General features: G+C 59.0%; 19 protein-coding genes and 1 tRNA gene. 10 read left to right on the top strand and 10 right to left on the bottom strand.

Annotated elements, in window-relative coordinates:
* Positions 1-204: 204 nt before the first annotated feature.
* Both ADM64_RS09905 and ADM64_RS11025 read left to right on the top strand, forming a co-directional pair.
* Entirely contained in the window at positions 205-2,883 is a 2,679-nt protein-coding gene (locus ADM64_RS09905) for an ATP-dependent Clp protease ATP-binding subunit (protein WP_049194048.1), read from the top strand.
* The gene (locus tag ADM64_RS11025) at positions 2,884-3,060 is read left to right on the top strand and encodes a hypothetical protein (RefSeq protein WP_162837151.1); all 177 of its coding nucleotides are present in this window, start codon (positions 2,884-2,886) and stop codon (positions 3,058-3,060) included.
* A gap of 60 nt (positions 3,061-3,120) precedes the next feature.
* Here the strand turns inward: ADM64_RS11025 and ADM64_RS09900 are convergent, their stop codons facing one another.
* Both ADM64_RS09900 and ADM64_RS09895 read right to left on the bottom strand, forming a co-directional pair.
* Positions 3,121-4,383 (bottom strand): lipase family protein, encoded by a 1,263-nt coding sequence (locus ADM64_RS09900; protein WP_241486361.1) that lies wholly within the window; start codon positions 4,381-4,383, stop codon positions 3,121-3,123.
* A 62-nt stretch (positions 4,384-4,445) separates the two neighbouring features.
* Positions 4,446-5,378: an A/G-specific adenine glycosylase gene (locus ADM64_RS09895; RefSeq protein ID WP_049194046.1), complete on the bottom strand. Its 933-nt coding sequence runs from the start codon at positions 5,376-5,378 to the stop codon at positions 4,446-4,448.
* A 29-nt stretch (positions 5,379-5,407) separates the two neighbouring features.
* On the opposite strand from ADM64_RS09895, the gene ADM64_RS09890 reads away from it, so the two are divergent.
* Together ADM64_RS09890 and ADM64_RS09885 are read left to right on the top strand one after the other, a co-directional pair.
* Positions 5,408-6,040, top strand: a complete 633-nt coding sequence (locus ADM64_RS09890; RefSeq protein WP_042388218.1) for a carbonic anhydrase — start codon at positions 5,408-5,410, stop codon at positions 6,038-6,040.
* Positions 6,041-6,044: 4 nt separating this feature from the next.
* Positions 6,045-6,755, top strand: a complete 711-nt coding sequence (locus ADM64_RS09885; protein ID WP_049194045.1) for a hypothetical protein — start codon at positions 6,045-6,047, stop codon at positions 6,753-6,755.
* Here the strand turns inward: ADM64_RS09885 and radA are convergent.
* Entirely contained in the window at positions 6,752-8,311 is a 1,560-nt protein-coding gene (gene radA, locus ADM64_RS09880; RefSeq protein ID WP_049194044.1) for a DNA repair protein RadA, read from the bottom strand. The genes ADM64_RS09885 and radA overlap by 4 nt on opposite strands.
* Before the next feature lie 290 nt (positions 8,312-8,601).
* Positions 8,602-9,288 carry a hypothetical protein gene (locus ADM64_RS09875; RefSeq protein ID WP_016421450.1) on the bottom strand — a complete coding sequence of 229 codons (687 nt, stop codon included), beginning with the start codon at positions 9,286-9,288 and terminating at the stop codon, positions 8,602-8,604.
* A 154-nt stretch (positions 9,289-9,442) separates the two neighbouring features.
* Between ADM64_RS09875 and ADM64_RS09870 the strand changes: the two genes are divergently transcribed.
* From ADM64_RS09870 to rlmB, 3 genes are all read left to right on the top strand, one after another.
* On the top strand, positions 9,443-10,018 hold the full coding sequence (locus ADM64_RS09870) for a CarD family transcriptional regulator (RefSeq protein WP_005510159.1): 576 nt from the start codon (positions 9,443-9,445) through the stop codon (positions 10,016-10,018).
* Positions 10,019-10,157: 139 nt separating this feature from the next.
* Positions 10,158-11,561 carry a cysteine--tRNA ligase gene (gene cysS, locus ADM64_RS09865; protein ID WP_049194066.1) on the top strand — a complete coding sequence of 468 codons (1,404 nt, stop codon included), beginning with the start codon at positions 10,158-10,160 and terminating at the stop codon, positions 11,559-11,561.
* 38 nt (positions 11,562-11,599) lie between these two features.
* On the top strand, positions 11,600-12,541 hold the full coding sequence (rlmB, locus tag ADM64_RS09860; protein WP_049194043.1) for a 23S rRNA (guanosine(2251)-2'-O)-methyltransferase RlmB: 942 nt from the start codon (positions 11,600-11,602) through the stop codon (positions 12,539-12,541).
* A gap of 557 nt (positions 12,542-13,098) precedes the next feature.
* Here rlmB and ADM64_RS09855 read toward each other — a convergent pair.
* The 3 genes from ADM64_RS09855 to ADM64_RS09845 are packed head-to-tail and all read right to left on the bottom strand — an operon-like array spanning position 13,099 to position 15,688.
* Entirely contained in the window at positions 13,099-13,971 is an 873-nt protein-coding gene (locus ADM64_RS09855; RefSeq protein WP_049194042.1) for a metal ABC transporter permease, read from the bottom strand.
* A complete protein-coding gene (locus ADM64_RS09850; RefSeq protein WP_049194041.1) occupies positions 13,971-14,651 on the bottom strand; it encodes a metal ABC transporter ATP-binding protein in 681 nt (226 codons plus the stop codon). The genes ADM64_RS09855 and ADM64_RS09850 overlap by 1 nt, the downstream gene beginning before the upstream one ends.
* 2 nt (positions 14,652-14,653) lie before the next feature.
* On the bottom strand, positions 14,654-15,688 hold the full coding sequence (locus tag ADM64_RS09845; RefSeq protein WP_049194040.1) for a metal ABC transporter solute-binding protein, Zn/Mn family: 1,035 nt from the start codon (positions 15,686-15,688) through the stop codon (positions 14,654-14,656).
* Positions 15,689-16,005: 317 nt separating this feature from the next.
* Between ADM64_RS09845 and ADM64_RS09840 the strand changes: the two genes are divergently transcribed.
* Complete coding sequence (locus ADM64_RS09840; RefSeq protein WP_016421443.1) at positions 16,006-17,112, top strand: LacI family DNA-binding transcriptional regulator; 1,107 nt, start codon at positions 16,006-16,008, stop codon at positions 17,110-17,112.
* Between the two features lie 103 nt (positions 17,113-17,215).
* Positions 17,216-17,839: a flavin reductase family protein gene (locus ADM64_RS09835; RefSeq protein ID WP_016421442.1), complete on the top strand. Its 624-nt coding sequence runs from the start codon at positions 17,216-17,218 to the stop codon at positions 17,837-17,839.
* Here ADM64_RS09835 and ADM64_RS09830 read toward each other — a convergent pair.
* From ADM64_RS09830 to thrE, 3 genes are all read right to left on the bottom strand, one after another.
* Positions 17,821-18,297, bottom strand: coding sequence for an META domain-containing protein (locus ADM64_RS09830; protein ID WP_016421441.1), 477 nt, complete (start codon positions 18,295-18,297; stop codon positions 17,821-17,823). The genes ADM64_RS09835 and ADM64_RS09830 overlap by 19 nt on opposite strands.
* Positions 18,298-18,311: 14 nt before the next feature.
* Positions 18,312-18,689 (bottom strand): hypothetical protein, encoded by a 378-nt coding sequence (locus ADM64_RS11000; RefSeq protein ID WP_016421440.1) that lies wholly within the window; start codon positions 18,687-18,689, stop codon positions 18,312-18,314.
* A 277-nt stretch (positions 18,690-18,966) separates the two neighbouring features.
* Entirely contained in the window at positions 18,967-20,595 is a 1,629-nt protein-coding gene (gene thrE, locus ADM64_RS09820; RefSeq protein ID WP_016421439.1) for a threonine/serine exporter ThrE, read from the bottom strand.
* A 359-nt stretch (positions 20,596-20,954) separates the two neighbouring features.
* Here thrE and ADM64_RS09815 point away from each other — a divergent pair.
* Positions 20,955-21,030: transfer RNA gene (locus ADM64_RS09815), tRNA-Thr, on the top strand.
* The last annotated feature ends 49 nt before the right edge of the window (positions 21,031-21,079 follow it).

Raw genomic sequence — 21,079 nt, 5'->3', positions numbered from 1 at the left:
AGTAATTCATTCCAACATTCGTTTCCTCCCGGTGGCATTGCCGCCGGGAGCTTTTGCTGCCGTACGAGCAGTGATACCTCTCTCGACCAGGCTGTTCGCTACTGGCGTACGGCTATAGGGATTAATCTGTGTCGCGTCGCGTTTAAGCTAGGTGAAACAACCTTTATTGAATTACGGCAAAAATAGACACTTGAAAGGGCAGTGATGTTCGAGAGGTTTACGGACCGAGCACGTCGCGTTGTCGTCCTGGCACAGGATGAGGCACGCGAGCTCAATCACAATTACATCGGCACGGAGCACATCCTGCTCGGCCTGATTAGTGAAGGCGACGGTGTAGCTGCCAAGGCGCTGGAGTCCATGGGTATTTCCCTGGATGCTGTGCGCTCTGAGGTAGTCGACATTATTGGTCGTGGCTCCCAGCCGCCGAGCGGTCACGTGCCGTTTACCCCGCGTGCAAAGAAGGTGCTGGAGTACTCTCTGCGCGAGGCTCTGCAGCTGGGTCACAAGTACATCGGTACTGAGCACCTGCTGCTCGGCCTGATTCGTGAGGGCGAAGGTGTTGCTGCTCAGGTCCTGGTTAAGCTCGGCGCTGACCTGCCGCGCGTACGTCAGCAGGTTATTCAGCTGCTCAGCGGTTTCCAGGGCGATGAGTCCGATGGTTCTCCGGAGCAGCGTCCGGTCGGTGCTACTTCCGGCGCTCGTGTGCAGGAGGGTAACCACCAGTCGGGTTCGCTGGTGCTTGATCAGTTCGGTCGTAACCTGACCGTTGCTGCACGTGAGGGCAAGCTGGATCCGGTTATTGGCCGCGAGAAAGAAATCGAGCGCATTATGCAGGTTCTTTCTCGTCGCACCAAGAACAACCCTGTGCTGATTGGTGAGCCTGGTGTTGGTAAGACCGCCGTCGTGGAGGGGCTTGCACTGGACATTGTCAACGGTCGTGTGCCGGAGACGCTGAAGGATAAGCAGCTTTACTCTCTCGACCTGGGCTCGCTGGTTGCGGGTTCCCGTTACCGCGGTGACTTCGAGGAGCGTCTGAAGAAGGTGCTCAAGGAGATTAACCAGCGCGGTGACATCATCCTGTTTATTGACGAGATTCACACGCTGGTTGGTGCCGGTGCCGCCGAGGGCGCAATTGATGCAGCCTCGATTCTGAAGCCGAAGCTGGCTCGCGGTGAGCTGCAGACCATCGGTGCTACCACTTTGGATGAGTACCGTAAGCACATTGAGAAGGACGCCGCTCTTGAGCGTCGTTTCCAGCCGGTGAACGTGCCGGAGCCGAGTGTGGATCTCACTATCGAGATTCTGCGCGGTGTCCGCGATAAGTACGAGGCTCACCACCGCGTATCCATCTCGGACAAGGCTCTGGTTGCCGCAGCTACGCTCTCCGACCGCTACATCAACGACCGCTTCCTGCCGGATAAGGCCGTTGACCTGATCGATGAGGCCGGTGCTCGCATGCGCATCAAGCGCATGACTGCCCCGGCTGACCTGCAGGAGATTGACTCCAAGATCGCCGATGTGCGCCGCCAGAAGGAAGCCGCCATCGACGAGCAGGACTTTGAGAAGGCAGCTGGTCTGCGCGACAAGGAGCGCAAGCTGGGCGAAGAGCGCCGCGAGCGCGAGAAGAAGTGGCGTGCGGGCGAGTCCGACACCATCGCTGAGATTGGTGAGGAGCAGATTGCGGAGGTCCTGGCTTCCTGGACTGGCATTCCGGTGTTCAAGCTCACCGAGGAAGAGTCCTCGCGTCTGCTGCGCATGGAGGATGAGCTGCACAAGCGCATTATCGGTCAGGAAGAGGCCGTCAGTGCTGTCTCCCGCGCTATTCGTCGTACCCGCGCTGGTCTGAAGGACCCGAAGCGTCCGTCCGGTTCGTTTATCTTCGCCGGCCCGTCTGGTGTTGGTAAGACCGAGCTGTCGAAGGCCCTGGCCGAGTTCCTCTTTGGTGAGGAAGACGCACTCATTCAGATTGATATGGGTGAGTTCCACGACCGCTTCACCGCTTCGCGCCTCTTCGGTGCTCCTCCCGGATATGTCGGCTACGAAGAGGGCGGCCAGCTCACCGAGAAGGTGCGCCGCAAGCCGTTCTCCGTCGTGCTTTTCGACGAGATTGAGAAGGCCCACAAGGAGATTTACAACACCTTGCTGCAGGTCCTGGAAGACGGTCGTCTGACTGACTCGCAGGGTCGAGTGGTGGACTTCAAGAACACGGTTCTGATCTTCACCTCGAACCTGGGTACCAGCGACATTTCCAAGGCTGTTGGTATGGGCTTCTCGGGGGTCGGCGAGGCCGATGAAGATGGCAAGTACGAGCGGATGAAGGACAAGGTCCACGACGAGCTGAAGAAGCACTTCCGTCCGGAGTTCCTGAACCGTATCGACGAGATTGTGGTCTTCAAGCAGCTGAGCCAGGCTGAGATTGTCCAGATGGTCGACCTTATGCTGGCCCGCGTCAGCGACCAGCTCGACGAGAAGCGCATCACCATGGAGATTTCCGACCGCGCCAAGAACCTGCTGGCCAAGCGTGGCTTTGATCCAGTGCTCGGTGCCCGTCCGCTGCGTCGCACGATCCAGCGCGAGATTGAGGATCAGCTCTCCGAGAAGATTCTCTACGGTGAGGTCGGTCTCGGCGAGACCGTCTTCATCGATGTCGAAGGCTGGGATGGCGAGTCCAAGGACGTCGACAAGGCGAAGTTCACCTTCACCAACAAGGGCAAGGCCGGGAACGTTGATGCCGACGGCGGTGCTCTGGGGGAGTCTGAGGAAGACAAGGACGTTCTCGGCAGCGCTGATGGCACCCTGAGTGTTGAAGCCGACGACATCGAAGGTGCTGCCGACCAGGCCGCTGCCGAGGTCGAATCCGATAACTCCGAGGGAGAGAACTAAATGGGGCTCCAATTTCGCAAGAAGCAGAACCTGGACAAGGACACGTGGCTGAACTACTCGGGTTCGGGAGTCTCTGGTTCTAAGCGTATCGGTCCGGTGACCATTAACAGCCGCGGCGGTTACACCGTCCGACTGGGCAAGGGCCTGACCTTCCGCGGTCGTTGGAAGAAGAAGTAGTTAGTGGCTGATGGCTGTCGGTGAGCATTTCACCGTCAGTACAGCTAGTGCGCTAGCACACTAGTACCCCATTTTCTGATTCACCCACGCAAGCATCTCGTCGTGGGTGAGCACGTAGGCAAGGCCGTGCGTCCCATCACCGAGGTCAGTGTCGACCTCCACGTAGGTGATGTCGGCGCCGGCCTTTTGCCATTTCTGCACAAGTTTGCGTGCCGACGTCACGGGTAACACATCATCCAACGCGTTATGGGTAACGAATACGGGCATACTGGGAGTCTTTGTCCCCAGAGCTTGTTCTTCCACGTGGCGCCGAACGACGGGGGAGAGCTCCGGCGAGCGCAGATTTTCCGCTATTCCTAAGTCGTTGGCCGTGAATGCCTTGGTGTCATTGCGGGGCCAACGTTCGACAGTGGCGCCAATGCATTCATCGGCCGTGAGCTTCAGGAAATCCTGCCCCAGCGGGCTCAGCATGCGCTCGATCGGTTCTTTTGTCTCTGGGTACTCTGCAATCAAGCCGTTCATGAAGTAACCGACGAGCCCCGCCAGCGCCGAGCCGCGAATATGCAGTGCAGTGTCGGTGAGATCGGCCGGAATAGCCCCGGCGTAAACAGCGCGGATGTTCAGCTCCGAGGCGTACGCATCGGCTAGCTCGGCGGCTGCAGCGGTGGCGCCTCCGCCCTGTGAGTAGCCGAACAGCGCAATGGGAGTATCTGCAGGTAGTTGTAAAGTCTCAATAGCCGCTCGCGCCATATCGAGCGTGTTATTCCCGGCAATCTCACGGTTGAGATACGGATGTACCCCAGGCGTGCCGAGCCCCTGGTAATCCACAATGGCAACATTCCATCCCTGTGCCAGCAGCTGAGGTGCCGGAGGCGTCGGAGGCGCTTCGTAACGCAGGGCGACCGAACTGGCACAGTTATCAGCCATGCCGAGAGTTCCAGGTGCAATTACTGCCAGTGGGCGCGGGGATTTCTCTGACCATCGGGCGTAGGGCTGCAAAATCGTGCCGGACACGGCTGTCTGGCGGTGGTCGCGTGCACCTGTGGAGGAAAACACGACCCGCTGTGCGCGTGCGGGCGTATTGACCGGAAATGGCGTCTTCGTAATTACCTGCCCCGGAGGCAATCGCTTCACCGTAGAAGAGTCAGAATCCGAAGAACCGAAGCCAGTCGCTCCTAGACCATCCACCGCCGAGCAACCACCGAGCGTTCCCACGCTAGAGCCCAGAAGAGCAACTCCAAGCACTGTGCTCAGCGCAATTCTGCGCTTACTAGCCCCAAAGAGACAGCGCTGGCGCTGAGGTCGATGGGGCGTGGCATTCATGTGTCTAATTCTAGGCAACGCACTTGTTCGAATCTGGTCTTTACCGGAGCATTGCCTCGGCTTTAACGGGGCAACTGGAAGCGGCCATCGGAGGTTTGCTCCGCAAGTCCGTCGTCAAGCAGGGAAAACAGTGCGCGGGAACGCTGATGCGCATCATCCCAGACCGCATCCAGAGCGGCCTGTTCGACGGGGGAGTCGGCGGCGCGGAGCACGTCGAGAAGCAAGCCCCGGACTTGACGGTCGGTGCCTTCGAACTTCTGCACACGCCGTTTAGCAGCGGCGATTTCGTGGTCTTCGGGTTCGGGGCGACCGGCGGCAATCCATGCGCAACTGGTGGCGATGGGGCAGACCTCGCACTCGGGTGTCGTTCGACAGACGGTAGCGCCGAGTTCCATGAGTGCGACGGAAGTCTCGGCCGCAGTCGTGGGGTCGAGTGGTAGGAACTCTTCGACGAGCGTCATGTCGGCGCGTTTGGCGATGCCGGGTAGGTACGTGCCCTGACGGTGTCGCCGGAGTACGCGGCGCACGTTGATGTCCACCACCGGCGTACGCACGCCAAAGGCAAACGCCGCTACTGCCCGAGCGGTGTAGTCTCCTACCCCCGGAAGGGCTAACAGTGTGTTCACGTCGCTTGGTACTTCGCCGTCGTGCTTTTCGACGATCTTTTCTGCGCATTCACGCAGCCGGAGTGCACGTCGGGGGTAGCCGAGTTTTCCCCACATACGTAGGACTTCATCCTTGGGCGCGACTGCCAAATCGGCTGGGGTGGGCCATTTTTCCAGCCAGGCGCGCCAGGAGGGGATGACGCGGGCGACGGGAGTCTGTTGACTCATCACTTCGCTGACGAGCACAGCCCATGGTGAAGTGCCTTCTTCGCGCCAGGGAAGTGGCCGCATGTTGGTGCGATACCAATCACGTAAGGCGGCATCGACGTGTTCGTCGAAGTCGTCGGATTGGTTAATTGCAGAGGTCAATCTACATTCTCGCTTTCCCATAAACAGCAGAGTCGTTGCACAATATAGCTATGAGCAATTCTGAGAGGACTCCTGAGAGTGTATGGCAATCGATGGTGCGCGGAAACCTCCGCTTCTGCGAGAGCAAGACTGCGCATCCTCGCCAGGACTTGGTTCGTCGTAAGCAGCTGACGCAGGGGCAGAAGCCGAAGGCCGTTGTGCTGGCTTGCTCGGATTCCCGCGCTCCGGTGGAGATTATTTTCGATCAGGGCTTGGGCGATGTATTTGTAATCCGTACTGCCGGTGAGATTACTGACCTGTCGGTGCTGGCTTCGCTGGAATTCGCAGTTGATGGTCTTGGAGTTCCGCTGGTGATTGTTCTCGGTCACGAGTCCTGCGGCGCTGTGGCTGCGGCGAAGAATGCACTGGATGGTGGCGAACTGCCGGGTGGTTTCCAGCGTGTGCTGATTGAAAAGGTCACCCCGTCGCTGCTGGCGGCTCGCAAGGATGGCGAGACTGAAATCGACGAATTTGAGCGTCGCCACGTGCGCGAGATTGTTAATCACATTATTGATCGCTCTCCGGAGATTTCGTCGCGCTTGGTGACCGGCGAGGTAGGCGTTGTCGGTATGCGGTACCGCTTGGAGGACGGACGCGCTGAGACCGTCGTTACCCATGGAGTCAGCGAGAACCCGCTAACCTAAATGTGTGACCAATAAGCTGCCTCCAGAAATCTACCGGCGTCGGCGTATCGCCGCGGCGGTGTTGCTCGTTATCATCCTCGTTCTCCTGGGCTGGGGTATTTCCGCACTGGTAAACCGGGACAGCGAGGATTCTGAACCGGTGAATGTCACCAGGGATGACGGGAAAGAGGTGACTCCTCCGGAACAGCCCAAGGAACCTTACGCGCCTAAGTCTGACAAGGACTCGGAGAACGACAAGTCTGACAAGGACGCCAAGAAGGGCGACAAGGAAGGCGAAGACTCCGCGAAGGATAACGCTCAGGCGGCGCTTGCGAGCAAAAAGGACTGTACCCTTGCAGATCTGCAGGTGACGGCCACCTCGGATCAGCCGAACTACGGCGATGAGCAGCCGACTCTGGCGATTACCGTCCACAATCCCACCGGCGGTGAATGCCGCGTGAACCTTGATGAGCAGCAGTTGCGCTTCGAGGTGTACGACCTGGCAACGTATGAGCGAGTCTGGTCGGATGTGGACTGCAATGACTCCGAAGGCCACGGTGAACTGGTATTGGCACCGGGCGAGGAAGTCAACTATGCCGCCACCTGGTCGCGTCTGACCTCGGCGCCGAACAAGTGCTCCGAAGAAGACCGGGTCCCAGTTCCCTCCGGGTCGTACATCTTCTACGGCGTGATTGGTGACAACAACTCTGACGCCTACACGTTCAACATGCGCTAGCGCTTAGCTCCTAACCCAAGCTCAATGGCCTCGGCAACGGTGCCTGCTTCCAGCAGTTGCATCCCTGCCGGGCCTTTTGCGCCTCTGGGCACAATTGCCGTGTCGAAGCCCATTCGATGAGCTTCCTTAAGGCGCCACTCCAAATCGGTCACTCGCCGCACTTCGCCGGCCAACCCCAGTTCGCCGAGTGCAATGGTTTTGTCCTGGAAGGTCCGCTTAGTCATGGATGAGGCCAGTGCCAGCGCAATCGCCAGGTCCGCGGCAGGCTCCGACAGCGTCATTCCGCCGACGGTGGACACGTACATCTCCATGCGGGCTAATTGCTTGAAGTTACCGTGTTCAGTCAGCACGGCCGCGACCATCGGCACGCGCCTCGGGTCGAGACCAGAGACATTGCGTCGTGGATTATGTGCCTCAGTGTTGATTACCAGGCCCTGCACCTCCGCCAGCAGCGGTCTGCGGCCATCCATGGCCACGGTAATTGCAGTTCCCGAGGTCGGCGTTCGGTGATGCAAAAACAGCCCCGAGGGATCCTCAACTTCCGCAATACCGCCCGCGGTCTGCTCGAAGCAGCCCACCTCATCGGTGCTGCCGAAGCGGTTTTTCAGACCCCGCAAGAAGCGTAGCCCCGAGTGTCTATCGCCTTCGAAGTTGAGCACCACATCAACCAGGTGCTCCATCGTGCGCGGGCCGGCCACATTGCCGTCCTTGGTCACGTGCCCTACTAAGAAAATCGCAGTCCCGGTCTCCTTTGCCAACGCCGCCAGGGCAGAGGTTACGGCGCGGGCCTGAGCAACGCCACCGCGAGCACCTTCGACGTCGGCACGCATCGTCTGCACGGAGTCCACAATGAGCAGACCGGGGGAGAGCTCCAGCGTCAGGTCGATGACGTCCTCGATATTCGACACCGCCGACAGGTACAGAGAGTCCGACAGTGCGCCAGTGCGCTCGGCACGCAGCCGCACCTGGCCGACCGATTCCTCACCGGTGACGTAAAGCGTCGGCCCCAAATCGCCGTCCGCGCAGCGGTAGGCCACTTCAAGTAGCAGCGTCGACTTACCAACTCCCGGCTCGCCCGCCAAGAGCACCAACGAACCCGGCACAATACCGGAACCGAGCACTCGATCCAGCTCACCGATGCCCGTGCGCACCGCGTGCGCAGCCTTGGCGGAAATCCCCGTAATCGCGGTCAACTCGGAAGATGAAGTGGGGATTCGATCTGTTGCGGAAGTCTCGGCGAGGAAACGTTCCTCCGCCTCGTCGTCAAGCGCGCGCTGTGCTAGACGCTGGCTTTCAGCCGCGACGGAAGTGGAAGATGCTTTACGACGACCACCCCGCGTGCCGGGCTCCGTTGCGGCAGCGCTACGGCGACGTTGCTTGGCTGCCCGTGCGGCGATTTTGTCCTCAAGGGTGGAGCCGGACTTCCCACCGCTGGAGCGGATAGTGACCTTCTCTAGCGTGCCCCACTCTTTGCAGTTGGGACATTGGCCGACCCATTTCGACACCTGCCAGCCGCATGCTGAGCATTCGTAGGCTTCGTCTTTGGTCCTGGCCACGGTGCAACCACCTTTGCTTCAAACGAGGGGGCGACAGACCCGACAACGTTTGGTGCGGGATGTGCGGGAAATGTCGCTAAAAAATTGCCCCAGATACGCGAGAACGGGCCAGGGCAGAGTCAATGACATGTGTCAAGGACTGACTGTACCGCCGTGGCCCGTATCAAGCGACCAATCGCCCATGCCCGCTCGATGAAGCTCCTCGCGTTATTTGCGGGACAGGACTGCGCTGTACCAGCGCCTAAAAGTGCGCTGCGCACGAACAGCGCAGGGAACGCGCTGTACTGCGCTTACTTGGATTCAATCATGCCGTCAGCACCGCGGTTCGGTGCGCCAGCTTCCAGAATGTCAGCAGAGATGGTGATGTCCAGGTCGTAGGTGTTGGTCTGGCCCTGCGGGTCAGTGAACTCGAAGGTGGCCTCGCGGTTCTGGCCAGCAGCGCTGCTCTTGTCGCCAACCAGGGTGCTCGGGTCCAGCTCATTGGTGTAGTACGCGATGCAGCCGGTGTTGTCCTTGGCGGTCTTAGCCAGCGGATCGATGACGGACTTCGGGCCGGCAACAATCTGGCACTCACGCGGCAGGGAGTCCTCGCCCTTTGCAGCCTTAGCGAAGGAAGGTGTCTCAGCGACCTTCTTCAGCTCAACCTCGCCGATACCTTCAACGGTGACGGACTTCAGCTTGTAGACCGACTCGGTAGCGCGCTGCTGGTTGCTGGCGGAGAACTTCAGACCAGCGGTACCAGCCTCCGGGTCGACCAGGATGTGAGCGTCGCGGATGTTGACGAAGCCAAGAGCCGAGTTGGTGTTCTCAGCACCCTTGCCGGCAGCATCTTCGCCGCCGTTCATCGCACCGTCTACAGCCGGGTGCTGATTTGCGGTCTGCGAAATCTGACCGGCGCCACAAGCAGCAAGTGCAACTGCGGATGCTGCGGAGACGGTGATGAGGGCGCTGCGGCGAAGTACGGACTTGAAGGCCATGACTAGATTTCCTCCAGTAGCTTGAGGATGGGCGATAGGATTTTCAGTATTTAAAGAACACCTTAGTGTCTTCCTAAGATGTTCTCATACTACCCGTAAAATCATGGGGGGACATGATAGGGTGGAAGGCCGTTGGAAAGGGCGTGTGCATTACATGGAATTCAGCATTGGCGATACCGTAGTTTATCCGCACCACGGAGCTGCGAAAATCGAAAACATCATTGAACGAGAGCTTAACGGCGAGACCGTTCAGTACCTCGTACTGCAGATTCTGCAGAGTGATCTGAATATCCAGGTGCCCGCCAAGAATGCCGAGCTGGTCGGTGTCCGCGACGTTGTCGGTGAAGAGGGGCTGCTGAAGGTCTTCTCCGTTCTGCGTGAGACCGACGTGGAAGAGGCCGGCAACTGGTCCCGTCGCTACAAGGCCAACCAGGAGCGCCTGGGTTCGGGCGACATTAACAAGGTCGCTGAGGTAGTTCGTGACCTGTGGCGCCGTGATCAGGATCGCGGTCTGTCCGCCGGCGAAAAGCGTATGTTGAGCAAGGCTCGCCAGGTTCTCGTCGGTGAGCTCGCGCTTGCCGACGGCGTTGATGAGGCCAAGGTCGAGGAAGTTTTTGCCCGCGTCGATGCCACTATCGAGCGTCACCGCGCCCTGGCACAGGAAGGTGCCGCCGGTGAGAAGAAGGACGAGGCCGACGATAAGCCGGTGGACCTGGACGCAGACGCATAAGTCGTTTCCCTTCCCCGGTTCCTTCCAGTAGGGATTTTCTGCACTTTTCCGGTTAACGGCTAGCGCACACACATTGCCCGTGTGCGCTAGCCGTTTTCTCTTTTTCACCCGTATCTATTTCCCCGCTATGCTCGGGGCTGTGACTTTTCAAATCTTCGATACCGCAACCCGCCAACTGAAGGATTTTGAGCCTCTCCGCGAGGGGCATGCCTCCATTTACCTGTGCGGTGCGACCCCGCAGGCTCAGCCGCACATTGGCCATGTTCGCTCCGGCGTGGCCTTTGATATCTTGCGCCGTTGGCTGATCGCCAAGGGGTATGACGTCGCCTTTGTGCGCAACGTTACCGATATCGATGACAAGATCTTGAACAAGGCCGCCGAGCACGGCCGCCCTTGGTGGGAATGGGTCTCCCGCTTTGAACGTGAATTTACCTGGGCTTACAACCAGCTCGGTGTTCTCCCGCCGAGCGTTGAGCCGCGCGCTACCGGGCATGTCACTCAGATGGTGGAGTACATGCAGCGTCTGATGGATAACGGCTTCGCCTACGCTGTCGATGGCAGCGTCTATTTCGACGTGGATGCCTGGTCCAAGGCTGAAGGCAGCGACTACGGCAGCCTGTCCGGCAACCGCGTCGACGAGATGGAGCAGGGCGAGACCAACACTCCGGGCAAGCGCGGTGCGCACGATTTCGCGCTGTGGAAGGCTGCCAAGCCTGGCGAGCCCTCGTGGCCGACGCCGTGGGGCAATGGCCGCCCGGGCTGGCACCTGGAGTGCTCCGCCATGGCCACCTACTACTTGGGCTCGGAGTTCGACATCCACTGTGGCGGCCTCGACCTGCAGTTCCCACATCATGAAAACGAGATTGCGCAGTCGCACGCAGCCGGCGACGGCTTTGCCCGCTACTGGATGCACAACCACTGGGTCACAATGGCCGGCGAAAAAATGTCGAAGTCGCTCGGCAACGTGTTGTCCGTGCCGCATATCCTGACCATGGTTCGTCCGGTTGAGCTGCGTTACTACCTCGGTAGTGCGCACTACCGCTCCGTGCTGGAGTACTCCGAGGAGGCTCTGCAGGAAGCGGCAGCGGGCTACCGTCGTATCGAGGCGTTTATGCACCGTGCCGTCGATAAGCTCGGCGATATCGAAATCGGTGAGTGGACGCCGGCGTTCGAAGCAGCGCTCGACGATGACCTCGCCGTCCCACGCGCGCTCGCGGAAATCCACAACGCTGTTCGTGGAGGTAATCAGGCGCTTGCCGACGGCGACGAGACCAAGGCCAAGGAGATTGCCGGTGCTGTCCGCGCTATGGCCGCAGTCCTTGGGTTCGATCCGCTGAATGAGCAGTGGGCAACCTCCGATTCCAGTTCTGATGCAGCAATGCATGCGCTCGGTGTGCTGGTTGAGCACCAGTTGGAGGAACGCACCCGGGCTCGTGCAGAGAAGGACTGGGCTACGGCTGATGCTGTGCGCGATCGTCTGAAGGAAGCGGGTATCGAGGTAACTGATACCGCGGATGGTCCGGCATGGTCTGTCGCTGACTAAAGCTAAAGAAAACTATTAACAACAGGAAGCAGGTAGCTATGGCAGGCAACGGTCGTCGTGGCGCAGTGCGCAAGGCAAGCAAGAAGAATGTTGGCGGCTCCGGTGGCCAGAAGCGCGGCTTGCGTGGCAAGGGGCCGACCCCGAAGGCAGAGGACCGCGTTTATCACGCAGCTCATAAGCGGGCGAATGAGAAGCGCCGCCGTGACTCTGGGCGTCATGAGCGCAAGGGGGATGGCTCCGAGCTGGTAGTTGGCCGTAACCCGGTCGTGGAGTGCCTGCATGCGAAGGTGCCAGCGGCAGCGCTGATTGTGGCGTTGGGCACCGACAATGACGAGCGCCTGCAGGAGTCAGTGCGTATTGCTAACTCCCGTGGTATCCCAATTCGCGAGGTGCCCCGCCACGAGCTGGACACCATGACTGGCAATACCATGCACCAGGGCATCGGTCTGCAGATTCCGCCGTACAAGTACTCGTCTGTCGAAGATCTGATTGATTCGGTGGCCAAGACCGGGGAGCCGGGTCTTATCGTCTGCCTGGATAACATCACCGACCCTCGTAACCTGGGTGCGGTCATTCGCTCGGTGGCGGCCTTTGGCGGTCACGGTGTGGTGATTCCGGAGCGTCGCTCGGCCGCCATTACGGGCGTGGCCTGGCGTACTTCGGCTGGTACTGCTGCGCGTCTGCCAGTTGCGCGGGCGACCAATATGGTGCGCTCGCTCAAGCAGTTCCAGAAGGCTGGCTATCAGGTCGTTGGACTGGATGCCGGTGGCGACCACACTCTGGACACTTACGACGGCACCACCCCGGTGGTCGTGGTCGTCGGCTCCGAGGGGAAGGGCCTTTCGCGCCTGGTGCGCGATACCTGTGACACCATCATGTCCATTCCGATGACCGGTTGGGTGGAGTCGCTCAATGCTTCCGTTGCTGCCGGTGTGACTCTGAGTGAGTTTGCCCGCCAGCGCCGGGCAAAGAGTAGTTAGTAGCGCATTTGATACCCCCGGAGGCGCCATTATCAATTCGTTATAGTAGTAGCGTTTACGTGGGGTATTTTGGGTTCTAAATTGCGGCCGGTACTTATGGCTACCCCCAGTAGTTCAGCGCTTTAAAGATAATTCTATTTCCGGCGTGCGCTGCAGAAATAACAGCGTTATTATCACTTCCAACAGAAAATTATCCGTAGTTTCCCGAAGGGGAGGGCGGGCAAATCATGCTCCTAGAAATAGGGGCGTAATTGGCCGTAGTTTAGGGAAGCGCACGGACCTAGCGGTGGCTTGTACAGCTAGCTTTGGGTCACTGAGATGTCAGACCACGACATCCTCAGCGTTAGTTTTTCTGTCTGCCGGGGCAACCCATTTCGGCAGTCTCGCAGTCTTAAAAAGAGCTGGGGGTATTGGAGTCTGCTTTTAGAGAATCCAGCAAAAATACGGGCAGCCCCTCGGTGGCGAGAGGGAAGGTGCGCACCTTCTCCGCAATCGTCACTCGAGGGGCTGCCCGATGTTTTTGTTGTTTTAAAAGCCACTCCGAAAAGCGTATGTGTCTATTTGCTCCATTTGGCAGCCTGGACGTCGTCACGCGTTGCCTTGCGCGATTGCACCGTTCCGATGGCGTAGCAGATCAGGTAGATGACAAACGCGATTGTCGTCACTAGAACGCTGACCGGGATGCCCGGTGCGAGTGAGAGAACAATGCCGCCGACGGCCGCGACCTCGGCGAAGATGGTCGACAGGATGATGGCCTTTACAGGAGAGGCGGTGACGAATGCGGCCGCAGCACCAGGGGTGATGATGAGGGCGATGACGAGCAGAGAGCCGACAATCTGTACGCCCTGGGCGGCGACGAGACCGGTGAGAATCGCGAAGTAAATCGATAGCGCCTTCACGTTGACACCACAGGCGGCGGCCATGATGGGGTCGGCGGAGGCGAATAGAAGCGGCCGCCATTTCCAGACAACGCCGCCGACGACGATGACCGCGACGATGGCCATCGTCCATAGAGAAGTGTCAGTCAGACCAATGATTTGGCCGGTGAGAAGTGAAAACGCGGTACTTGTCCGGCCGGGGTAGAGGTGGATAAACAGCACCGATAAGCCCATGCCGAAGCTCAAGACCACGCCCACGACCGCATCTTGGCGCCCTCGAAGCGACAGTGCCGCCAGGACTATTGCGATGAGCACCGAGCCGATAATGGCGCCGCTGCTGACACTGACACCCAGTAATAGAGCCGCGGATGCGCCCATGAGTGCCAGCTCACTGGTGCCGTGGACCGTGAAGCTCATCTGCCGCATGACAATCAGGGGCGAGATGATGCCGGAAATCAGCCCAAGCAGTGCCGCTGCAATGAGGGCATTGTGGACGAAGCCGACCTGGAGTAGAGCGGCGGTGTCGGAGAAATACTGAGCCAGTAGGGTCATTAGACGATAACCAACTTTCCCTCGACACGGGCAACCACAATTTTGGTTTGGTAGAGCTCCGAGAGCGTCTCTGAAGTGATGATTTCCTCGACCGATCCGACCGCATGTCCATGCGGCGTCAGGTAGAGCACCCGGTCACAGACGCCCAGGATGGGGTTGATGTCGTGGGTGACGAAGACGACTGCCGTGTCATTTTCCCGGCGATGCCGGTCCAGGCGCTCGACCGTGGTCCGTTGTGCCGCAGGGTCGAGGGAGAGCAGAGGCTCGTCGCAAAGCAAAAAATCCGGCGCCGAAACGAGCGCCTGCGCCTGACGGACAAGCTGTTGCTGACCGCCAGAGAGCGTGCCGACGCGACGGTCCGCAATACCGCCCGCGCCGACAAAGTCCAGCATCTGGTCGGTGGCGGAGCGGTTCTTGCCGGCTGCCAGCTCGACGAGGTCGCGAACCCGAATGGGCAGTGAGGGCTCGAACATCCGCTGCTGTGGAATGTAGCCCAGGTTTCCGTCGACTTTTACTGAACCGTGAGTCAGCCGGCGCATGCCAAGGGCGGTGGTCAGCAGCGTGGATTTGCCGACGCCGTTGGGGCCCAGGATGGCCAAGAACTCGCCAGGTTCGATATTCAAATTGAGACCGGACCACAGCGGCTCAACGGCTGCGTCAGTAAAAGTCAGTGAGGGCAAAGTTATGCGGACTCCATATCGGAAAGGGTTTGCTTGTAGAGATCAAAGAACGACTGGTCAGCGCTCGGCGACTCAAAAACATCGACGATTTTAACGCCCTTTGCCTTGGCAGCCTCGACGAGTCGCTGCGAGACCTGGTCGTGGGTCTGCGGTGCGTCGATGAGGTAGTCCAACTCGCCGGACTCGATCAGCTTCAGCATTTCATTGACATCGCTTGCCGACGGCTCGGACTCATTCAGCGTGGACTGACGGTAGCCCTTCGGGGTGATGTCCTCGACCTTCGTGTCCTTCAGGATGTCATCGGCCAGCGGGTGAACTTGAGCAACCTTAGCGGCCTTGAGCTTGCTCTTGGCCTCTTCGATGTCCTTGATTTCCTTATCGACAGCCTTGGTGTCGGCCTTGGCGCCCATCTTGGTCAGAGCTTCGGCGAGCTGCTCTGCAGTTTCTTCAACCGCATCGGTGTTGTACCAGACGTGCTCGTTGGCCTCGCCATCGTGGTGGTGGTGCTCGTGGCCTTCGTGGTCGTCGTGACCTTCGCCATCATGCTCGTGGCCTTCATGGTCGTGCTCGTGGCCCTCGTGATCATGGTCGTGACCTTCGTGGTCGTGGTCGTGGTCGTGGCCCTCGTGATCATGGTCATGTTCGTGGTCATGGCCTTCTTCCTGCGGCAGCGCAGAGATAATGACCTTGTCCTTTGCGTCACGCAGAGAGGAGGTCAGCCATGCGTCGTAATGCCCGCCACCTGCGACGAGAATATCGGCGTCCCCTACCTTTGCCATGTCGGCTGCGGCCGGTTCGTAGGAGTGAGGGTCGATGTCGTTGGACGCGATAATCGGGTCGATGGAGACCTTCTCGTCGTCGGTGACTGCGTCGGCGACGTCTGCCCAGACCTTGGTGGAGGTGACCACCTTAATGGTGTCTTCGGACTTGCCCGCGGACGTAGCGCTGTCATCATTGCTGGAGCATGCGCCGAGACCTGCGACGAGGCCGGCGCTGGCGACTAGCGCCGCGATGCGCGTGGAAAAGCGTGCCTTCATATATGTATCCAATCCTGTTGCGGGCTGAATTATTCCTTTTATTCAGCTCCTGAGCATTAACCGCTATTGAAAACAGTTGTCTTTTAGTTCAAATAACATAGTAGGGGCTGCGGAGACCCAGTCACAAGGCGGGCCTCTGCCGGAGTGGCCGAAATGACAGTCGCGCACATTCGTTGGGTAAAGTTGTCCGCGATTAGATGCGTGTGATGCTCGTTGTAGTTCTTTTCCATAAAATCGAGGTTTTCTACCTGAGGTAGCTGGACGAAGATATCTGAGCGGGCAGTCGCTGTTGGTTTTTCAAGAAGGGTCGGTATTCCGTGCAAAGTCGGCGTCGTCGTGGCACCTTGGCTTCCATCGCTGCAGAACTTGGGGTCTCGCGCACGACTGTGTCTAATGCTTACAACCGTCCTGACCAGCTCTCGGAGAAGTTGCGGGAGCACATCTTGGAAACTGCGGAGCGGCTTGGCTATCCCGGGCCGGACCCAATGGCTCGCGGTCTGCGCATGCGCCGGGTTGGCGCCATCGGCGTGCTGTTCACCGAGCACCTCCCGTTCGCTTTTGAAGACCCTGCGTCGGTGGATTTTCTCGCCGGCCTCGCAGAGGAGCTCGGCGAAATGGGCGACTCCATGTTGGTCATTCCAGCTTCCTCCGAGGAGGGCGGGGACGTAGATCTCAATCTGATTCGGCAAGCGGTGGTCGACGGTTTCGTGGTCTACTCCGTCGCGGACAACGACCCGTTCCTCGCTGCCGTGCGCGCCCGTGGCTTGCCGACGGTCGTGTGCGACCAGCCTGCAGATGCGGTGGCTCTACCGTTTGTGGGCATCGATGACCGTGAGGCCATCAAGCCCGCGGTGCGACACCTGACTGAACTGGGACATCGCAAGGTGGGAATCTTGTCAGTGCGATTGTCGCGTACCCCGAACTCGGGATATGTCACGGAGAAGCGGCTGGCAGAAGCTCATCACCAGGTGCAGAAGAACCGCGTCGAAGGTGCGCTGGAAGCGCTTGCCGAGGCTGGTATTCAGCAGGTGGATGTGCCTATCATCGAGCGCCACCTCAATGACCGCGAGAATAACCGCGATGCGGCTCGCCAGCTGCTGACCGACAACCCGGATCTCACGGCGGTGGTCTGTACCACGGATACTCAGGCAATTGCGGTCTTGGAATATGCCAAGGAGAACGGAATTCGTGTTCCGGAGGACCTGTCCATCACAGGCTTTGACGGAATCGAGCGCGCCCTCTTCCACAAGCTGACCACTGTAATTCAGCCGAATAGGCAGAAGGGCATTGCCGTCGGCCGCGCGCTGGCCGAGGAGCTTGAGGCCGCACGCGAGGACAGCGGTCGCGCTCCTCGCGTCTTGTTGGAGACTGAGTTTGTCGTTGGATCGACAACCGCAGCGCCGTCGGCACCGTCAGCCGGGTAGCGGGCCGACGAGGGTAACAACATCGTGGCGCTATCGGGGGCTCTTGGGGTGGTAAACCCCACCTCGTCTTTACTGTGTTCGGATTCAGATTAAGGTCTATTACATGACAGATTCAACAAATTCGAGCACCGACCGATCAGCTGCGGCTCTCAATAGTCCGGAAGCTACCCGCGACGACCATGTCGAACTTGGCGGCCCCGTCGAATTGGATGAAATGTCTATCCGTGGCGCGATGAGTGAGTTCACCACTGGCGTGACCATTATCGCCACCGAGGATGAAGGCGAAGCGTACGGTTTCGCCTGCCAGTCTTTTTCCTCGCTGAGTCTCACTCCACCGATGGTTCTGTTTACTGTCATGAAGACCTCGCGGTCTTGGCCGCATATACGGAACGCTGGACGCTTCTCCGTCAATGTGTTGGCCGAGGATCAGGAGGATATCTCGGCAGCCTTCGGCCGCAGTAATGGCGAAAAGTTCAAGACGGGGAAGTGGACCCGCTCTGAGCTGGGCAACCCTTTATTGCACGGCTGCTCCGTGTGGATTGATTGCACCGTCGTCGATGTTTACGAAGGCGGCGATCACTGGATTGTGACGGCGGATATTGTGGCTATCGGCAAGCGTGAAGAAATCAATCCGCTCATTTACCACCGCGGTTCTTACGCACGGGTTTCTCACCCCGGCACCGATGCGCCTGTCGATCAGAAGTGGCGTCAGCGCCCCTCGGTGTAACCCGAAGTTGTCGCAGTCCAGCCACGGCGATCCTCGCCTGGCTTGGGGTCTTTCATCTCTCGCATGCGCAGACCATTGTTGTCCTGCGTGTAGACGAATTCGCCCGCCACAATCTTGTGGAAACGCTCCGAATAGGTCTGCGCCTGGTCTGAGCAGTCCAAACTGCGAGTCTGCTCCGGGGTACCGAATTCGACCGCCTCGCCCTTCCACTGCAGCGAACCAGAGCCGTTGCCACAGGAATCAGCGAAGGTATATGTTGTCTGCCCCAACGTAATAGTCGGCGCCTGAGTTCCGTCCGGCACACCGTGGGGCAGGTTTGGGTCATCAAAAATCGCGGTTATCTGCCACTGCTTGCCGACGATCTCCGCTGCCGGCTTTGCCTGGCATGCGGTAGCCGTCATGGACACCGCCGCAACGACAGCTACTGCGGCAACCGCTTTTTTCCCGCTCCGACCCATGCTGCGTGACCCCGTTAGTTAGCTGCCTTCTTGGTGGTCTTCTTAGCAGCCTTCTTCGTCGTCTTCTTAGCGGCCTTCTTGGCAGCCTTCTTCGCCGTCTTACGAGTGGTCTTCTTTGCGGCCTTCTTGGTCGACTTCTTCGCAGTCTTCTTAGTGGACTTGCGTGTGCGCTTTGCGGTCTTCGGAGCGTTTTCCTTCTCGTATTCCTCGTGAACCTTCTTGAAGCTCAGGCCTTCCTTCTCCACTCCGAGCATGCACATCAGAGTGACGGCATCGTAGAAATCCTCGGCGAAGGTAGCAACAATTCGCCGTGCGCCAGCAGCGGTCTTTTCTTCGACCTTGTGAAGAGCCTCGTTCTGAGCAGTGCGAGTGTCTGTGACCTTCGGTGGCACGAATCCTCCTGGCAAGCATGGCCTTAATTGCGCCCCATACACCTACTTCTGCCAGCCATCTCGCCACATGCTCCCGGCACTGAGCTCAACCGAGTTCAGTGAAGAAGGAATGGGATTGTGATGACGCAGTTTCAGCTTTAAGCGCTACTTACAATTCAAAAACCTTATTCTACCACGTTGTTGATAGGTCGCGCGGTGTGGATAATGCTCCCATGGATACGGCTAGTCCACGCAGCGGCTGTCCCGCGGATTGAGCAGTGGCTGCCCCGCGGAATGGCTAGTCCACACGCGGGTTCATACCGCCCTTGAAGCGGTAGTTGCGTGGACGGCGAGGCTTGTTCCGCGGATTCACAGGACGGATGCGACGCATACCGGCCCGGATTGGACGGGTCAGGCCACTGTCTTCGCGCAGTGCGCGAGGGCGACGGAGCCTGCGCGCCATCCATTCACCGAGGACAATACCCGCAGCTAGTGCCGTCGCAATGCCTAGCGCTGAGGCTAGCGCCGTAAACCCCTTGGTCGGGTGGTCGTGCAGCAGTGCGTGCATACCGCGGTAGATCGTCATACCCGGAAGCAGCGGGGTTACGCCTGCCACTGCCGTAATCAGCGGCGGGATGGACCAACGTCGTGCCAGCAGGCCACCGATGAGACCAATCAGCGTTGCTGCCGCGCCTGCGCTGGTCACCGGATGAACTCCCAGTGGAGTCAACACGTAGTAGTAGGTCATCGACCCCAGCAGAGCGACCGTTCCGGACACTGACAACGCGGTGAACCCAGCATTCGAGGCCAACGCAAATGCGATTGAGGCGGTAGTTCCCGCTATCACCCTCACTGTCGCCTGTGCCAGGTTGAGGTCAGAACCCGCGATGACGTCGGGAAGCGGAATGCCCAGCATTCCGGAAAACTCGATGCCCATTGCGATGCCAGCGACGATTCCGCCGGTCAACAACATGGTGTCGAAGAAGCGCGCGGAGCCAGTCACAGGTGCGCCGGTGATGCCGTCTTGCAGTGCTTGCACGAGGGTTAGGCCGGCGAGCATCACGATAATTCCCGAGGCGATCAGCCTGGATGGCTGCATCTCAAAGGGGAGATACGCCTGCGCCGCATTGAGCACAGCAGCGGAGAGCGTGGCAATGAGACCGCCGACTGCATTCTGAAAGAATGTGGGCAACTCGCGGGCAGCGAGTTCACCAATCACGATGACGATGGCCAGTGTGACCGCAGCCGCGATAAGGGCGACCTCGAAACTCGAGCCGAGCAGCACTGTCACAGATGAAGCCAGCAATGCCCAGCCAGTGTAGATGACGCGGAGGCGGTATTTTGCGGGCTCACGCTCGACCTTGTCGATAGCCTCAATAGCCTCCTCCAAGCTCAGGTGGCCCGCGCGAATTCGGCGGATGACACGGTCGGTGTGACGCAAGCGCTCGAAGTCGGGCACTGGTGCGGTGACAACGCGCATCGCGGTAATAGGGGTACGGCGCGCGCCGATGAGGTGGTAGACCGTCACGGAGGTCAACGTGATATCGACTTGGATTTGGGTGAGGCCATAGGCTGAGGTCACGGCCTTAATTTGTAGCTCGGTATCGCGGTTGCCCGAGCCACATGCCAGCAATAGCCCGCCGATGCGAGCAGCGAGATCGAGTACGGCCGTGACCTGACTCGGGTCGGAATAATCGATCGGTGCCAGCGGCAGCGGGGTAGTAGTCGAGTGCACTAGGTCGACAGTTGCCGTTGGGCCGGAAACGAAATCAATCACGCGCTGCTTGAAGGTGGACTGACCTTCGATTGCAGGAAACTGGGTCTGCGGAGTGTCGTCGTAAGAGACAGTGGCTTCAGCGTCGTAGAGATCATTCTTCGCAGCGGAGTTTTCTCCGGCGTTGGAATTGCTGTCACCAGCGAATGACATGTCGACACTTCCTTTCCCCGATACTGCCTGGGGTGCATTGCAGTGATGCTGCAAAGACGCGATGCGGAGACGTTGCAGAAACATAGCCCCAGTGATTTAGCGATAGTCACACTACCCCGTCAGTGACCGAGAATCTTAATTCGTTTTTGAGGCGGTGAATTTGCCTATCTGAGCGGGGCTTTTAGCGTGTGGAAAAGTGTTCAAGAAGTGCGGTTGCAGTTTTCCTGTGGTGTCGTTTTTAACTTCTGCTTGCCAACCTGTACAATCGCCTGTCAGCGGCACAGCTGAGTTCGATTCTCAGGTTGACTCTGATTCTTTCGAGCCAGCGACGGCTAACGCCAAAAGGTCGCTTTAAAGTTGCCGGGATGGCGCAATTGGTAGCGCAACTGATTTGTAATCAGTAGGTTACGGGTTCGAGTCCCGTTTCCGGCTCCAAAACCCCAGGTCAGGAAGTTTTCCGGCCTGGGGTTCTTTGGTTTAAAGG

The organism is Corynebacterium sp. 401_CJEI (assembly GCF_001076435.1).
In the GTDB taxonomy this organism is placed as follows: domain Bacteria; phylum Actinomycetota; class Actinomycetes; order Mycobacteriales; family Mycobacteriaceae; genus Corynebacterium; species Corynebacterium jeikeium_D.
Note: the sequence above shows the minus strand (reverse complement) of the source record. Positions and strands in the feature narration are given on the sequence as shown.

Excerpts from the sequence above, each read along its gene's own strand:
- ADM64_RS09905 (WP_049194048.1), top strand. The coding sequence starts at position 205 with ATGTTCGAGAGGTTTACGGACCGAGCACGTCGCGTTGTCGTCCTGGCA.
- ADM64_RS11025 (WP_162837151.1), top strand. The coding sequence starts at position 2,884 with ATGGGGCTCCAATTTCGCAAGAAGCAGAACCTGGACAAGGACACGTGG.
- ADM64_RS09900 (WP_241486361.1), bottom strand. The coding sequence starts at position 4,383 with ATGAATGCCACGCCCCATCGACCTCAGCGCCAGCGCTGTCTCTTTGGG.
- ADM64_RS09895 (WP_049194046.1), bottom strand. The coding sequence starts at position 5,378 with ATGGGAAAGCGAGAATGTAGATTGACCTCTGCAATTAACCAATCCGAC.
- ADM64_RS09890 (WP_042388218.1), top strand. The coding sequence starts at position 5,408 with ATGAGCAATTCTGAGAGGACTCCTGAGAGTGTATGGCAATCGATGGTG.
- ADM64_RS09875 (WP_016421450.1), bottom strand. The coding sequence starts at position 9,288 with ATGGCCTTCAAGTCCGTACTTCGCCGCAGCGCCCTCATCACCGTCTCC.
- ADM64_RS09870 (WP_005510159.1), top strand. The coding sequence starts at position 9,443 with ATGGAATTCAGCATTGGCGATACCGTAGTTTATCCGCACCACGGAGCT.
- rlmB (WP_049194043.1), top strand. The coding sequence starts at position 11,600 with ATGGCAGGCAACGGTCGTCGTGGCGCAGTGCGCAAGGCAAGCAAGAAG.
- ADM64_RS09855 (WP_049194042.1), bottom strand. The coding sequence starts at position 13,971 with ATGACCCTACTGGCTCAGTATTTCTCCGACACCGCCGCTCTACTCCAG.
- ADM64_RS09845 (WP_049194040.1), bottom strand. The coding sequence starts at position 15,688 with ATGAAGGCACGCTTTTCCACGCGCATCGCGGCGCTAGTCGCCAGCGCC.
- ADM64_RS09835 (WP_016421442.1), top strand. The coding sequence starts at position 17,216 with ATGACAGATTCAACAAATTCGAGCACCGACCGATCAGCTGCGGCTCTC.
- ADM64_RS09830 (WP_016421441.1), bottom strand. The coding sequence starts at position 18,297 with ATGGGTCGGAGCGGGAAAAAAGCGGTTGCCGCAGTAGCTGTCGTTGCG.
- thrE (WP_016421439.1), bottom strand. The coding sequence starts at position 20,595 with ATGTCATTCGCTGGTGACAGCAATTCCAACGCCGGAGAAAACTCCGCT.